Origin of the sequence: Nocardioides sp. B-3 (assembly GCF_024703895.1) — a bacterium.
Taxonomy (GTDB): domain Bacteria; phylum Actinomycetota; class Actinomycetes; order Propionibacteriales; family Nocardioidaceae; genus Nocardioides.
Window position 1 is genome coordinate 1,755,420 of sequence record NZ_CP087968.1, and the last position, 13,596, is coordinate 1,769,015.

At 70.4% G+C, this 13,596-nt stretch carries 15 protein-coding genes and 2 pseudogenes; 7 read left to right on the top strand and 10 right to left on the bottom strand.

The genetic code is table 11. The features are described from left to right. Positions 1-187: 187 nt before the first annotated feature. Positions 188-1,000 carry a DUF6049 family protein gene (locus LP418_RS11565; protein WP_257956369.1) on the bottom strand — a complete coding sequence of 271 codons (813 nt, stop codon included), beginning with the start codon at positions 998-1,000 and terminating at the stop codon, positions 188-190. Positions 1,001-1,118: 118 nt separating this feature from the next. On the opposite strand from LP418_RS11565, the gene LP418_RS11570 reads away from it, so the two are divergent. Further along, positions 1,119-2,543, top strand: a complete 1,425-nt coding sequence (locus LP418_RS11570) for a CCA tRNA nucleotidyltransferase (RefSeq protein ID WP_442940258.1) — start codon at positions 1,119-1,121, stop codon at positions 2,541-2,543. Positions 2,544-2,549: 6 nt separating this feature from the next. Here the strand turns inward: LP418_RS11570 and LP418_RS11575 are convergent, their stop codons facing one another. The 6 genes from LP418_RS11575 to LP418_RS11600 all read right to left on the bottom strand — a co-directional run bounded on the left by LP418_RS11575 (position 2,550) and on the right by LP418_RS11600 (position 6,591). Next, entirely contained in the window at positions 2,550-2,900 is a 351-nt protein-coding gene (locus LP418_RS11575) for a hypothetical protein (RefSeq protein WP_257956371.1), read from the bottom strand. After that, positions 2,900-3,628, bottom strand: coding sequence for a hypothetical protein (locus LP418_RS11580; RefSeq protein ID WP_257956372.1), 729 nt, complete (start codon positions 3,626-3,628; stop codon positions 2,900-2,902). Before LP418_RS11580 ends, LP418_RS11575 begins: the two co-directional genes overlap by 1 nt. A 10-nt stretch (positions 3,629-3,638) precedes the next feature. Then, a complete protein-coding gene (locus tag LP418_RS11585; protein ID WP_257956373.1) occupies positions 3,639-3,950 on the bottom strand; it encodes a hypothetical protein in 312 nt (103 codons plus the stop codon). A 54-nt stretch (positions 3,951-4,004) separates the two neighbouring features. After that, positions 4,005-4,706: a hypothetical protein gene (locus LP418_RS11590; RefSeq protein ID WP_257956374.1), complete on the bottom strand. Its 702-nt coding sequence runs from the start codon at positions 4,704-4,706 to the stop codon at positions 4,005-4,007. 170 nt (positions 4,707-4,876) lie between these two features. Next, positions 4,877-5,968 carry an inositol-3-phosphate synthase gene (locus LP418_RS11595; RefSeq protein ID WP_257956375.1) on the bottom strand — a complete coding sequence of 364 codons (1,092 nt, stop codon included), beginning with the start codon at positions 5,966-5,968 and terminating at the stop codon, positions 4,877-4,879. A 35-nt stretch (positions 5,969-6,003) separates the two neighbouring features. Then, positions 6,004-6,591, bottom strand: coding sequence for a PadR family transcriptional regulator (locus tag LP418_RS11600; protein ID WP_257956376.1), 588 nt, complete (start codon positions 6,589-6,591; stop codon positions 6,004-6,006). 72 nt (positions 6,592-6,663) lie between these two features. Here LP418_RS11600 and LP418_RS11605 point away from each other — a divergent pair, with 72 nt between their 5' ends. The 6 genes and pseudogenes from LP418_RS11605 (at position 6,664) to LP418_RS11630 (ending at position 10,410) form a co-directional block, all read left to right on the top strand. Then, on the top strand, positions 6,664-8,010 hold the full coding sequence (locus tag LP418_RS11605; RefSeq protein ID WP_257956377.1) for a transglycosylase domain-containing protein: 1,347 nt from the start codon (positions 6,664-6,666) through the stop codon (positions 8,008-8,010). After that, the gene (locus tag LP418_RS30830; RefSeq protein WP_336275976.1) at positions 7,962-8,216 is read left to right on the top strand and encodes a hypothetical protein; all 255 of its coding nucleotides are present in this window, start codon (positions 7,962-7,964) and stop codon (positions 8,214-8,216) included. Before LP418_RS11605 ends, LP418_RS30830 begins: the two co-directional genes overlap by 49 nt. Further along, positions 8,104-8,923 (top strand): annotated as a pseudogene (locus LP418_RS11615) (penicillin-binding transpeptidase domain-containing protein). The gene LP418_RS30830 and the pseudogene LP418_RS11615 overlap by 113 nt, the downstream one beginning before the upstream one ends. Next, positions 8,920-9,306 (top strand): hypothetical protein, encoded by a 387-nt coding sequence (locus tag LP418_RS11620; RefSeq protein WP_257956378.1) that lies wholly within the window; start codon positions 8,920-8,922, stop codon positions 9,304-9,306. Before LP418_RS11615 ends, LP418_RS11620 begins: the two are co-directional and overlap by 4 nt. After that, positions 9,261-9,716 (top strand): hypothetical protein, encoded by a 456-nt coding sequence (locus LP418_RS11625; protein ID WP_257956379.1) that lies wholly within the window; start codon positions 9,261-9,263, stop codon positions 9,714-9,716. Before LP418_RS11620 ends, LP418_RS11625 begins: the two co-directional genes overlap by 46 nt. Next, positions 9,673-10,410 carry a hypothetical protein gene (locus LP418_RS11630; protein ID WP_257956380.1) on the top strand — a complete coding sequence of 246 codons (738 nt, stop codon included), beginning with the start codon at positions 9,673-9,675 and terminating at the stop codon, positions 10,408-10,410. The genes LP418_RS11625 and LP418_RS11630 overlap by 44 nt, the downstream gene beginning before the upstream one ends. Here LP418_RS11630 and LP418_RS11635 read toward each other — a convergent pair. The 3 genes and pseudogenes from LP418_RS11635 to LP418_RS11645 form a co-directional block, all read right to left on the bottom strand. Beyond that, entirely contained in the window at positions 10,321-11,403 is a 1,083-nt protein-coding gene (locus LP418_RS11635) for an alanine racemase (RefSeq protein WP_257956381.1), read from the bottom strand. The genes LP418_RS11630 and LP418_RS11635 overlap by 90 nt on opposite strands. Continuing rightward, positions 11,403-12,536, bottom strand: a pseudogene (locus tag LP418_RS11640) (lipid II:glycine glycyltransferase FemX). Before LP418_RS11640 ends, LP418_RS11635 begins: the two are co-directional and overlap by 1 nt. A gap of 104 nt (positions 12,537-12,640) precedes the next feature. Next, positions 12,641-13,477, bottom strand: a complete 837-nt coding sequence (locus LP418_RS11645; RefSeq protein ID WP_257956382.1) for a deoxyribonuclease IV — start codon at positions 13,475-13,477, stop codon at positions 12,641-12,643. Positions 13,478-13,596 lie beyond the last annotated feature (119 nt).

Sequence of the window (13,596 nt, forward strand, 5' to 3'; positions counted from 1 at the left end):
TGCGCAACCTCCTCCTCCGCGGGAGTCAGGTCCCGGTCGGGGTCGACCGGCGGGATCGGGTCGGCGAGGGCGGCGAACGGGTCGAGAGCGCCGGGCGCGCCACCGGCCGCGGCGGACGGCGTCGTCTCGGCGGGCTCCTCGGTCGGCTCGACGGGCGTGGCCGCCGGGTCGGGGGCCGGGCTGCGGCTCAGGGTTGCCCACGGCCAGCCGCGCGACGGCCGCCAGCACGGCCGGGTCGACCAGCCGGGACACCGTCGTGCCGGTCGTCGCGGTGTCGCCCGCCTCGAGGATCGTGTCCAGCCGGCCGCCCTCGTCGAGCGAGCGGGCCCAGCGCTTGACCCGGTCGATCCGGCCGTCGGGGGTGAACCACACCGTCTCGCGGACCGGCAGGACGATCGCGGCGTCCACCGTCTCGAGGTCCTTCTTGCGGGTGCGTGGCACCAGCGGGATGAAGGTGCAGGGCGCGGCCGTCGGCAAACGTGTCCTTGGGCAGGGTGGCCGTGAGTCCGCTCGCCTGCACGCCCAGCCAGTAGACCCCGGACACGGAGAGGCCCAGCTCGGAGCGCGGCACGGTCAGGCTGAAGTCGGCGGTCTGCCCCGGCTCGAGCACGTCGACGGTCGCCTCGGTGCCGGGAGTGATGACGCGCTCACCGACGAACTCGCCCGCCGCCGCGGTGCCGGCCGAGGCGGCCAGCGCCGGGGTGTCCACGATCGGTGCCGCGGAACGGATGGCGTAGAGGTTGATCTCCGTCCACTGCTCGTCGCTGACGTTGGCGACGGTGCCGGTGATCGTGACCGGCTCGTCCTCGTCGCTGAGCGTCGCGGGGGAGATCGTGTCGAGGTGGACCAGCAGCGGGTCCGCCGTGGCCCGGGCCGGCCGGGCCTTGCGAGGCTCGGCGTTCGCCGTACCCATCAAGGCGCAGAGCGCGATGACCACGGCCAGCACCAGAATCCGTCCCCGGGTCCTCCGGGCGCGGAGGGAGGGGGACAGGTGCTGCACGGCACGACTCTAGCCGCGCGGACCACCCGGCCCGAGACGACGCTCTCGACCACGGCGTTCACTCTCGGATCACCTAGAGTTGACCCTCGTGTCCGACGCCGCCCTGCCTCCGTTGACCATCGTCGAGGTCCAGCGGCGCGTGGGTGAGGAGCTGACCCGGATCGGGCCGGTCATCGACGAGCTCGGGTCCCGCTTCGCCGCTGCCGGCGAGGAGCTCGCCCCGGTCGGCGGACCGGTGCGCGACGCCATGCTGGGCCGGCTCCAGAACGACCTCGACTTCACCACGTCGGCCCGCCCCGAGAAGACCGAGAAGCTGCTTGCCGGCTGGGTCGACGCGATCTGGGACATGGGCCGCGCCTTCGGCACCATCGGCGCCCGCATCGGCGAGTGGCAGGTCGAGATCACGACCTACCGCTCCGAGACCTATGACCCGCTGTCGCGCAAGCCCGACGTGTCGTACGGCGACAACCTGCCCGGCGACCTCGGCCGGCGTGACTTCACGGTCAACGCGATGGCCGTCAGCGTCCCGGGTCGCGAGTTCGAGGATCCGTACGGCGGACTCGTCGACCTCGCCAACCGGGTGCTGCGCACGCCCGGCCGGCCCGAGGACTCGTTCTCCGACGACCCGTTGCGGATGATGCGGGCGGCCCGGTTCGCGGCCCAGCTCGGCTTCGCCGTCGCACCGGAGGTCGTCGAGGCGATGACGGCCATGGCGGGTCGGATCGAGATCATCTCTGCCGAGCGCGTCCGCGACGAGCTGGTCAAGCTGGTGTGCGCGCCGTTCCCGCGGCTCGGACTGACGCTCCCGGTGGACACCGGCCCGGCGGCCCACGTGCTGCCCGAGCTGCCGGCCCTCGCCCTCGAGCGCGACGAGCACCACCGGCACAAGGACGTCTACGAGCACACGCTGACCGTGCTGGAGCAGTCGATCGACCTCGAGTCACGCCTCGGCGGTGGCCCGGACTTCGTGTCCCGCTTCGCCGCGCTGATGCACGACGTCGGCAAGCCTCGCACGCGGAAGTTCGAGACCGGCGGCATCGTGACGTTCCACCACCACGACGTGGTCGGCGCCAAGATCACGCGCAAGCGGATGCAGGCGCTGCGCTTCTCCAACGCCGAGATCGACGCCGTCTCCAAGCTGGTCGAGCTGCACCTGCGCTTCCATGGCTACGGCTCGGGCGAGTGGACCGACGCGGCCGTCCGTCGCTACGTCCGCGACGCCGGCGACCAGCTGGAGCGGCTGCACATGCTGACCCGCGCCGACTGCACCACCCGCAACCAGCGCAAGGCCGACCGGCTCCGCAAGACCTACGACTCCCTCGAGGAGCGGATCGCCCGGCTGGCCGAGCAGGAGGAGCTCGCCTCCATCCGCCCCGACCTCGACGGCGCCCAGATCATGGAGATCCCGGGGATCCCGCCGGGTCGACGCGTCGGCGCCGCCTACAAGCACCTGCTCGAGCTGCGGATGGACAACGGCCCGATGAGCCTCGACGACGCGCGCGCCGCCCTGCTCGCGTGGGCCGAGGCCAACCCGGAGGACTGAGCCCCGTCAGCGCCTGCTGATCGTCGCGACCAGCAGGATCCCCATCAGGGCAGCCGCGAGCTCGAAGATCAGCGCAGAGCCCGGCTCGGGCAGGGTCAGTGTCAGGAACGCCAGCACCGCGACCGGGACCGTCGCGGCAACCGCGACCAGCAGCGGCCGGGATCCGGACGAGTTGGCGGCGCCGATGCCCGCGGCGACGTACGACACCGCGGCCACCACGAGCACGACGACCTCGATGCTGCCGACGAACCCCGAGTGGCGCTCCCCGGTGAGCGTCAGCCCGGCCACGGCGGCCAGCAGGACGAGGGCGCCGATGCCTGCGAGGTAGAGCACGTTGAACGAGCTGCTCTGGGCCATCAGGCGGACGCCTTCGGCCACTTGCCGTGCGGGAACTTGTCGGAGCTGGCGGCCTGCTGCAGTGCCACCATCTCCTTGACCTGGTCGCCCAGCAGGGCGAGCAGGGTGGCGACGAGGGCGCCGATCGCGGCCGGGTTGACGCCGGCCTCCTCGACGATGATCGCTGCGCCGGCCCGGGAGAACACGGCCGAGCCGAAGGCGGCGACGGCCGCGATCATGGCCAGCACGAACTTGACGATGATGACGCCGAGGCCGACGTAGAACAGGCACCCGGCCACGGCGGCCCAGATCAGCGAGCTGGACATCTTGTCCGCAATCGCGCCGACCTCACCGGTTGCATCACGCTGCGCGGGGACCTCGCGCTTGTACGCCTCGGCAGCCTCGCCCTTCCAGTCACTGGCGTTGACCAGCTGGCCGTCGGCCGGGTTGGCGACGACGCCCCGGGCGGAGGTGGAGACGCCGTTGAGGTCCCGGGAGTACATGAAGAAGTAGACCGGCGCGGCGATGCCCTTGAGCACCTCGACGATCTTGTCCCAGATCTTCTGCGCGAGGGCGATCATCTTCTCGCAGAGCCAGATGATCGCGTCGGCGATGAATCCGGGGATGTACCAGTGGTCGACGGCGCTGTTGGCCGCCGCGGGCATCTCCTGCATCTTCGCGGAGATGTCGTCCATGCCCCGGTTGATCTTGTCGATGGCGGCCCGGAATTCGGCCATGCTGAAACTCATGGTGGTCTCCTTACCACTTCAGTCGTGCGACGGATTCGGCTCGTTCGGCATCGAGATCCTTGAAAGCCTTGGAGATCTCGGTGAGCGTGTCGGCCATGGTGGTGAACTCGGCGGCGCCCTCACGGGCGCAGTCCTCGACCCGGCTGCGGCAGGTCTCGTAGGCGCTGAACATGATCTGGAACAGGCCGGCCTCGGTGCGGGTCAGCTCCGGGCCGGAGATCGTGCCGGCGATGGTGGTCAGGGCGGGCGCCTCGGCGTCCCACTTCGTGGCCTCCTTCTCCAGCGCACCGCTGGCGATCCGCATCTCTGCTTCGGTGGGCATGGTCATTTCTCCATTCGGTGGTTGGTGAGGGCGCTCATGACTTCCCCGAACAGGTCATCGAGCCGGGCCGTGTGCGGGGATCCGGTGGGCTGTTCGGCCTGTCGCAGGCGGGCCGTCTGCAGGGCGCCGGCCAGCTCGCTGTTGATCGCAGCTGCCGGCTGTCCGTCGGCCCACTCGGGATCCACGTGCACCGAGGTCAGGGAGTTGTTGCTGATCGTGACGCCGACGCGACCCGTGGGCGCGGCGGCCCGGGGCGCCGGCGCGGGGGGTGCGGTGGCGAGGTCGTGCGCCCGGGTCGAGCTCGCCCGGGACGTCGTGGATGATCGACGACATCGCGCGCGGGGCAAGCGGGTTGCTCGGCGCGGGGAAGAGATCCTGCTCCGGCGTCGGAGCCTGCGCGACCGCCTCGTCGAACTCGCGGGCGTCGAACTGCCAGCCCTGTCGGCTGAGGTCGTCGCTCCACTCCTCCATGTGCTGCTGGATCGCTGTCTGGTAGGCCTCGGTCAACGCGGGCCCGAGCTCGGCGCCGCTGAGGCTGGAGGTCCAGCCCCGGCTGATCTTGAGAGTGGTGGGCATGCCGTCGCTGTCGATCTCGGCGAAGGCGGCGCCGGTGGAGTCGTATGCGCTGGCGCGGGCGGGAGCCGCCTGCTTGGCTCGATTGATCACGCTCTGGAACTGGGCTGCATAGGCCTGCAGCTCGCGCAGGTCGTTCAGGAGGGAGTCGTCTACTCCGGGAATCGGTCTGCCGTTCGTCATCGCATCTCCTTGCGGGAAGTCGTGTGCTCGCTACGTTCCCGGTGGGCGGCACGGCAAACCCGCATCGCTCGTGGAAGGTCGTACGGCGCAGCGCACGGCGTTCGCCGTACGACATGACGACGGCCCCGCCCCCACGAGGGGGACGGGGCCGAGGGTGTCAGGTCAACGCCTCACGCGTCGGCTTCACCCTTGATGAACTTCTCGAGCTCGAGGCGACCGAGGTCGTCGGGCATCTGCACCGGCGGGCTCTTCATGAGGTACGTCGAGGCGGCGATGATCGGACCGCCGATGCCGCGGTCCGGGGCGATCTTCGCGGCGCGGACGGCGTCGATGATGATGCCGGCCGAGTTGGGCGAGTCCCAGACCTCGAGCTTGTACTCGAGGTTGAGCGGGACGTCACCGAAGGCGCGACCCTCGAGGCGGACGTAGGCCCACTTGCGGTCGTCGAGCCACGCGACGTAGTCGGACGGGCCGATGTGGACGTTCTTGCTGTCCTTCAGGCCGGCCAGCGAGCCGGTCAGGTTGGAGGTCACGGCCCGGGTCTTGGACACCTTCTTGGACTCGAGACGCTCACGCTCGAGCATGTTCTTGAAGTCCATGTTGCCGCCGACGTTGAGCTGGTAGGTGCGATCCAGCGCCACACCGCGGTCCTCGAACAGCTTGGCCATCACGCGGTGCGTGATGGTGGCGCCGACCTGCGACTTGATGTCGTCGCCGACGATCGGGACGCCGGCGTCCTCGAACTTCTTGGCCCACACGGGGTCGGAGGCGATGAAGACGGGCAGCGCGTTGACGAAGCCGCAACCGGCGTCGATGGCGCACTGGGCGTAGAACTTGTCCGCCTCTTCGGAGCCGACGGGGAGGTAGGAGACGACGACGTCGACCCGGGCGTCCTTGAGGGCGGCCACGACGTCGACCGCCTCGGCGGGGGACTCGTCGATCGTCATGCGGTAGTACTTGCCGAGGCCGTCGAGCGTCGGGCCACGGAGCACGTCGACACCGAGGGTCGGGACGTCGGCGATCTTGATCGTGTTGTTCTCCGAGGCGTTGATCGCCTCGGACAGGTCCTTGCCGACCTTCTTGTCGTCGACGTCGAACGCCGCGACGAACTTCACGTCAGAGACGTGGTAGTCGCCGAACTTGACGTGCATGAGGCCCGGCACGGTGGCGGTCGGGTCGGCGTCCTTGTAGTACTCGACGCCCCGGATGAGGGAGGTGGCGCAGTTGCCGACCCCCACGATTGCTACTCGTACGGACCCCATGGGGACTCTCCTTGTCTGGCGGGAACTATTGGTTGTCAGTGCTGGGTGATCGGGTGGACGCACCGGTGCCCGGGTGCTGCGCGAGCGGTTCTCCGCGCTCGGCGGAGATGAGGTCGGAGAGCCAGCGCACTTCGCGCTCGGACCGACTCGACCCCGTGCCGCTGAAGTTCTGCGGCATACCTGTTGACCTCGGCCTGCGTGCGCTCCGGGTCGCTCTGGACCCGGGCCGGGCGTTCCCGGAGGCGGGTACGGCGCCCTTCGAGCACCCGCAGCCGGATCTCCATGTCCGTGCGACCGAAGAACGCGAACCGGATGTCGAAGTTGTCGTCCTCCCACGCGGTCGGACCCACCTCCGACATCAGGCGCTCGAACTCGGCGTGCCCGGCCTCGGTGACCTCGTAGACGATCCGGGGCCGGCGCGAGACCGGCGTGGTGGCCGTCATCTCCTCGATGAGGTTGGCCCGGAGCATCTTCTTCAGAGCGGGGTAGAGGGAGCCGTAGGACAGCACCCGACCCCAGCCGAGCATCAGGTTGAGCCGCTTGCGCAGCTCGTAGCCGTGCATGGGTCCCTCGTGCAGCAGCCCGAGGACTGCCAGCTCGATGGTCTCTGCCCGACGTGCCATGCGACCTATCGTAGCGATATATCCATGATCCGTTAATCGGGAGTTGTCCCGCTTCCCCCGTACCCTTTGGCCGTGAGCAAGCGCAGAGCCGACGGTCCACCCGTCACCCGACGACCCATCAAGTCCCAGAAGACGGCAGGCCAGCGGGCGCGCGGCCCGGCGAAGGTCTTGACGATCTTCGGCGTGGTGGGCGCACTGATCGCGGTGGGCCTGTTCTTCGTGCTCTACAAGGCGATCTCCATCCCCGAGCCCAACGAGGCCTTCAAGGCGCAGACGACGTTCGTCTACTACAGCGGCGGCAAGGACGAGCTCGGGACCTACTACGACGACCAGAACCGGCAGTCGATCCCGCTCTCGGAGATGCCCGCGACCATGCAGGACGCGGTCGTCGCCGCCGAGAACCAGTCCTTCTGGACCGACAAGGGCCTCGACCCCAAGGGCATCCTGCGCGCGGCCTTCTCCAACGCCCGGGGCAACGCGCAGCAGGGCGCGTCCACGATCACCCAGCAGTACGTCAAGATCCTCTACCTCACCAGCGAGCGCAGCTACACGCGCAAGGTGAAGGAGGCGATCGTGTCGCTCAAGATCCAGAACCAGCTGAGCAAGGCCGAGATCCTCGAGGGATACCTCAACACCATCTACTTCGGCCGCGGTGCCTACGGCATCCGGGCGGCCGCGGGTGCCTTCTTCGACAAGGAGGCCAAGGACCTGAGCCTCCGCGAGAGCGCCGTCCTCGCCACCACGCTGAACAACCCGTCGCGCTACGACCCCGCGGACGGTCGCGAGGCCAAGCAGGCGCTCAAGGAGCGCTACGGCTACGTCCTGAACGCGATGGCCGACATGGGCACGATCTCCGCGGAGCAGGCCGAGAAGGCCACCAAGCGACTGCCCAAGTTCCCCGAGATCGCCAGCCAGAGCCAGTACGGCGGACAGCGCGGCCACATGCTGACGCTGGTCAAGAAGGAGCTGCTGCGCCTCGGGTTCGACGAGTCCGAGATCGACGGCGGTGGCCTGCGCGTCACCACGACATTCACCCCCGAGGCGATGGAAGCGGTCGAGCAGGGTGTGCTCGAGCAGAAGCCCGAGGGCTTCGGCGACAAGGAGCTGCACGTCGGCGCGGCCACGGTCGAGGTCGGCACCGGCGCCCTGCGCGGCTTCTACGGCGGCCGGGACTATCTCGACTCCCAGATCAACTGGGCCTCGGCCGGTGCCCGGGGCGGGTCGACCATGAAGGTTGCCGCGCTCGTCGCCGCGATCAAGGACGGCTACGAGCTCAATGACAGCTTCGACGGCAATTCGCCGTACGAGCTGCCCGACGGCACCGAGATGGAGAACCGGGGGCGACTCCGACTACGGCTCCACGGATCTCCATGCTCACCGCGACGGAGAACTCCGTCAACACCGCCTTCATCGACATGACGCTGGGGATGGAGGACGGTCCCGAGAAGATCATCGCGGCGGCCAACGACCTCGGCATCCCGCCGGCCGGGGCCACCAGGGAAGACCATCGGCATCCCCACGTCCTCGCCCGGCCTCGAACCCGTCACCGGCGTCTCGCTCGGCAGCGCGACGGTCAGCCCGATCAACATGGCCAACGCCTACGCCACCATCGCGTCCGGCGGTGAGCGGGCCGGCGTGCACGTGATCGAGAAGGTCGTGGACGCCTCCGGCGAGGAGCGCTACTCCCCGGCAGAACGACGCCACCCGCACCATCGACGAGGACATCGCCGCCGACGTCTCCTATGCGCTCGAGGGTGTCGTGCAGTCCGGATCCGGGACCGCTGCGCTGAGCCCGGGTCGCCCGGCAGCCGGCAAGACCGGCACGGCGACCAACGGTCGCGACGAGGTGTCATCGGCGTGGTTCGCGGGCTACACCCCGCAGTACGCCACGGCCGTGATGTATGCCCGCGGCAAGGGCAACGAGCAGCTCGAGGGCTGGCTGCCGTCCTACTTCGGTGGCGCCTACCCGGCCGAGACCCGGACCGCGATCATGACCTCGATCATGGAGGGCCTCGAGGTCGTGGACTTCCCGGAGCCGGCCTACGTCGACGGTGACGCGCCCGACGAGGGCCACGAGCCCTACGTCCCGCCGCCGGCTCCCAAGCCGCAGCCGAAGCCCACGAAGAAGCCCACGAAGTCGGCGACGATCAAGCCGCAGCCGACGCAGACCCCGACGGAGACGCCGACGCCGGTGCCGACGACGCCCGTGCCGACCGAGACGGTGCCGACGGAGACCCCGACCCCGACCCCGACGCCGACGCCGACCACCCCGCCGCCATCGGAGACCGTCCCGCCGCCCACCGTGGCACCGTCACGGACCGCCGCGCGGTGAGCGGCACCTCTCGCGACCGGGTCTCGCCCAGCCGTGAGGACGCCGTCGTCCACTCCGTCAGCGAGGCGATCGGCGGGCCGTTGGGCGACCACGCGGGTCGACACCCGTGGTGGACGCCACTGCGCGTCGTGCTGCTGCTGGCCGCGGTCGCCATGTCGCTCGGCATCGTCGCGAAGGCGCCCTGCCTCGACATCGCGGGCGAGACCGGGAACACCGGCCGCTACACCAACCTGTGCTGGTCCGACGCGTCCACGGCGTACGTCGCCAACGGGCACGCCGAGGGCATCTGGCCCTTCACCGATGACCCGCAGGTGCGCGCCGCACGCCCCCCGCGTGGGTGCCGCCGCTGCCCGCCTACGTCGGCTTCGCCGCTCAACGGGTGACGTGGTTGCTCGCCGGCACCCCCGACCTCGCGGCCCGCGCGCAGCTCCCGACAGCCGACGTCGCCGCCGATCCCGACGTGCTGCGCGAGGCCCGGATCTTCACGCTGGTCAACGCGGTCCTGCTGGCGGGGGTCGGCCTGCTGGCCGCCGGGCTGCTGACGGGCGTACGGCGCCGTCGACCGTGGGACGCTGCTGCGTTCGCCGCAGCGCCCGTGCTGGTGCTGTTCTTCCCCATTGCACGGGACCTGCTCCCGGCGGCGGCCGTGGCGGCGGCCCTCTGGGCCCGGTCGCGTGCCCGGCTCGGGTGGATGGGTGTCGCGATCGGGGGTGGGCGTGGCGGCGTCCCCGTTCGTTGCGCTGCTGCTCGTGCCCGCACTCGCCCTGCTGGTCCGGGACCGGCGGTTGCCTGAGGCCGGCGTCTTCGCCTCCGGGGCGCTGGCGACCCGGATCGCCCTGATGATGCCTGCCGTGGCCAGCTCCCCCACGGCGTGGCGGACGTCGTGGCAGGCCTACCTCCATGGACCCGACATCGGCTCCGCCCGGCTGCTCGCGACGCAGGTCTCCAACCTCGACCCGTCCACGCGATCCGTGCTGATCGCCACGGCGGCCATGCTGGCGCTGATCTGTGCCGTGGTGGTGGCGGTCGCGTGGCGCGGACGCTGGTCGTTCGCCAGCCTCGGCACTCTGCTGCTGGCGGAGGCGTTGATCGTCAGCCCGGCCGCGGCCCCCTCCTTCGCGCTGGTGCTGCTGCCGCTCGCCGTGGTGGCGGTCCGCGAGTGGCGCAGCCTGCTGGTCTGGCAGGCGTGCGAGATCGGGCACTTCGCACTGCTGGGCTTCTACCTCGGCGGCGTCCTCGCGCCGTCCGGCGGCGGGGAGGCCCGCGTCTTCTGGCTGGCCGTGCTGCTGCGCATCGCTGGGCTGATGTGGCTGATCGCGATCACGGCGACGACCGCCGACGACCCCGACTCTGCCGATGTCGACCCGGTCGGCTCAGCCGATGTCGACCCGGTCGGCTCAGCCGACGTCGACGCGGTCGAACGTGGTGGCGGTGAACCGGACCCTGACGTCGATGTCCTCGCCGACGGCAGGCACGCGCGCACCTGACGGCAGGAACAGCATCGACGCCTGCATGTGCGGTGGTTCGGCGAAGAGCCGCTGCTTTCCGTCGATGGAGAACGGCGAGCGCACCGGGCCGACCACGTCCATGCCGCTGCGCGCGATGGTCGCGGCCCGGCTCCTCAGTGACTGGTCGCCGCTCGGCGCTTCGAGGCCGATCCCGTGCGCCGTACCGCCACTGACGACCGGGATGTGACCGCCCTTGGGCATCGAGCGGCCGCGGTAGCCGAACGTCTCTCCGCGTTCGATCGCGTGCACGTCGAGGACCGTGGCCCTGACCTTGAGCGCGGCGCGGTCGCCGAGCCACAGGTCGGTGCCGATCCGCGGGCGGATGGTGAAGTCGGGGTAGGAGGTGCGCAGCCCGGCCAGCTCGCCGCGGGTCAGGTGGCTGACGAAGATCGTGCGGGTGGGCAGCCCGGTGGCCACGACGTCGTTGATCAGGCGAGTGACCTCACCGAGGTGGCTGGCGGTGTTGAGCGGCAGGTGCATCGCGACGCCGGCGAGGCCGGACAGCGTCCGCTCGCCCGGGACCTTGGCCGCCTCGAGCAGCTCGCGGCGGGTCATGCCGTGGCGGCGCATGGAGGTGAGCTGTTCGAGGACGAACCGCGCGTCCGGCGCCCGCTCCAGCAGGTCTCGCACGTCGGCGATGCGGCTGACGGTGTGGACGACCCGCGGGCTCAGGGTCTCGGGCACGTCGAGGGCGGCCCCCAGCGGACGCCGGGGCGTGAGGACCAGCAGGTCGCCGGGGTATCGGTCGGCCACCTGCGGCAGCTCGAGGTAGGTGCCGACCGCCATCATCTCGATGCGGGTGCCGGTGGTCTCAGCCTGCTCGTCGAGCCCGGGCGCAGCGACGCGCGAGCCGGGCGTTGCCGAAGCCGTAGCCGTTGCCCTTCGCGACGGGCACGACCCCGGCAGGGCCGTGGTCGTCTCGATGAGGTGCTTGCGCCAGCGTTCGCCGTCGACGCTGAGGACGAGGCTCATCAGCGACGCTTCATGTAGAGGTCGAACGCCTTGTAGAGCGGCTTGTTCAGGGGCAGGTCCCACTCGCCGACATACTCCACGGCCTCGCCGCCGGTGCCGACCTTGAACTGGATCAGCCCGACGTGGGAGTCGGACGAGTCGAGGGTGTCGGTGATCCCGCGCAGGTCGTAGACCTCGGCCCCGTTGGCCAGTGCGTCGCGGATCATCTCCCACTGCACGGCGTTGGAGCCGCGGACCTCGCGCTTCTCGGTCGAGCTGGCGCCGTAGGAGTACCGGGCGTGGGTGCCGACCCGGATGGCGATCGTGCTCGCGACCGGGTCGCCGTCGTGGCGGGCCAGCCAGAGCGTGATCCGGCCGGGTGCCTCGGCCGACAGGGCGTCGAACATCGTCTCGAAGTAGGCGAGGCCGCGCGGCGTGAAGTGGTCACGCTCCGCGGTGTGGACGTAGAGGTCGTGGAAGGCCTTGAGGTCCTCGCGCGTGCCCTGCTCGACGACCACGCCCTCCTTGGCGGCCTTCTTGATGTTGCGACGCCAGAGCTGGTTCATGCCCTTGAGCACGTCGTCCTCGGACTTGCCGGCGAGGGGGATGACGAAGTTGTACTGCGGCTGCCCGGCGGCGAACCCGCCCTCGACCGCCTGCGGGCGCCAGCCGCCCTCGTGCAGCTGCGCGACCACGGCCGCGCCCTCGCGGGAGCGCTCGAGGGGGCGATGTCGGTCAGGCGGCGGACGGACTCGTCGGCGATGCCGTCCTTGATCTGCGCGGCGCTCCAGCGCCGGGTGATGACGGGCGGCCCCATGCGTACGCCGAAGGCCCCCTGCCGCTTCGCGTGCGCGGCCATCGGCTCCAGCCGGGCCGCGAGGTCGTCGTCGGTCCAGTCGATGACCGGGCCCTCGGGCAGGTAGGCCAGGGAACCGCTTCAGCTTGGGCAGCTGGCGGTAGAGGACCAGCGCGGCGCCCCGGATGTCCGAGCCACGAAACCAGCCGATGCTCTCGGCTCGCCACTCGGGCTTCACCTGCGCCCACGCCGGCGTCTGCAGGAAGCTGGCGCTCGGGCGTTCGGCGATGAAGGCTGCGTGCTCCGCCGTCGTGATCGTCCGGACGGTGAGCGGCTGCGGATTCGACGGGGGAGTCACCGGGCCACGGTATCGGCTGGGTGCCCGGGCCCAAATGAAAGACGGCCGGACACGACCCCCGTGCGTGTCCAGCCAGCTCTCTACATACCCAGACGCAGGGGACTTCAATCAGGTTGCATGTAATCCGGACAAATCTTTGCGGACCTCACAGCCGCTGCCGCAACCGAGGCCACGTCGTCGACGTGCTCGGCGGCCGCCCCCGGCGTCTCCAGCACGACCGGGGCGCCCGCGTCGCGGATGACGGAGGCGAGCAGGTCGGCGTCGATCTTGCCGGCGCCGAGGCTGGCGTGCCGGTCCGCGCCGGAATCGAACTCGTCGCGGCTGTCGTTGCAGTGCACCGGGTCGATGCGCCCGGTGATGGCGAGCACGTCGGCGACCACGGTCTCGAGCGGGTTGCCGCCGGCGTGCGCGTGACAGGTGTCGAGGCAGAAGCCCACCATGTCGGCCTGTTCGCAGCCGCTGATCGCGTCCCACACCCCCGCGATGCGCTCGAGGTAGCGCGTCATCGCGTTGTCGCCACCAGCGGTGTTCTCGATCAGGATCGGGATCTTCAGGTCGGTGGCGTCGATCGCCTTGCGCCAGTTGTCGAAACCGATCGTGGGGTCGTCGTCCTTGTTCACGTGGCCGCCGTGCACGATCAGCCCCTTCGCCCCGATCTCCGCGGCCGCGTCGACGTGCTGCTGGAGCAGCTTGCGGCTCGGGATCCGGATCCGGTTGTTCGTCGTCGCGACGTTGACGATGTAGGGCGCGTGCACGTAGAGATCGATGCCGGCCTGCTCGGCGGCGGCCTTCAACGCGGCGGCGCCATCGGCGTACTGCACCTCGGGGCCCTTGTAGCCCTGCGGGTCGCCCAGGAAGAACTGCACCAGCGGCACCTCGCGTGCCTGTGCCTGCGCGATCGGGTCGGCCCGGTCGACGTGTGCGCCAATCTTGATGCTCATGACCTCAGGCTATGCGGGCCCGCGGACAGCCCGCCCGTGTGCCGTCGTTCGCGAACCCCCGGTTCGCACAACGAAGGCAGTTCGCGCCCCGACCGGCGCCGCTGAGCGTGCGCCACCTC

Coding starts and splice junctions, on each gene's coding strand:
- LP418_RS11635 (WP_257956381.1), bottom strand. CDS start 11,403: ATGAGCCTCGTCCTCAGCGTCGACGGCGAACGCTGGCGCAAGCACCTC.
- LP418_RS11585 (WP_257956373.1), bottom strand. CDS start 3,950: ATGCCCACCGAAGCAGAGATGCGGATCGCCAGCGGTGCGCTGGAGAAG.
- LP418_RS11590 (WP_257956374.1), bottom strand. CDS start 4,706: ATGACGAACGGCAGACCGATTCCCGGAGTAGACGACTCCCTCCTGAAC.
- LP418_RS11595 (WP_257956375.1), bottom strand. CDS start 5,968: ATGGGGTCCGTACGAGTAGCAATCGTGGGGGTCGGCAACTGCGCCACC.
- LP418_RS11600 (WP_257956376.1), bottom strand. CDS start 6,591: ATGGCACGTCGGGCAGAGACCATCGAGCTGGCAGTCCTCGGGCTGCTG.
- LP418_RS30830 (WP_336275976.1), top strand. CDS start 7,962: ATGCTCACCGCGACGGAGAACTCCGTCAACACCGCCTTCATCGACATG.
- LP418_RS11580 (WP_257956372.1), bottom strand. CDS start 3,628: ATGAGTTTCAGCATGGCCGAATTCCGGGCCGCCATCGACAAGATCAAC.
- LP418_RS11645 (WP_257956382.1), bottom strand. CDS start 13,477: ATGAGCATCAAGATTGGCGCACACGTCGACCGGGCCGACCCGATCGCG.
- LP418_RS11575 (WP_257956371.1), bottom strand. CDS start 2,900: ATGGCCCAGAGCAGCTCGTTCAACGTGCTCTACCTCGCAGGCATCGGC.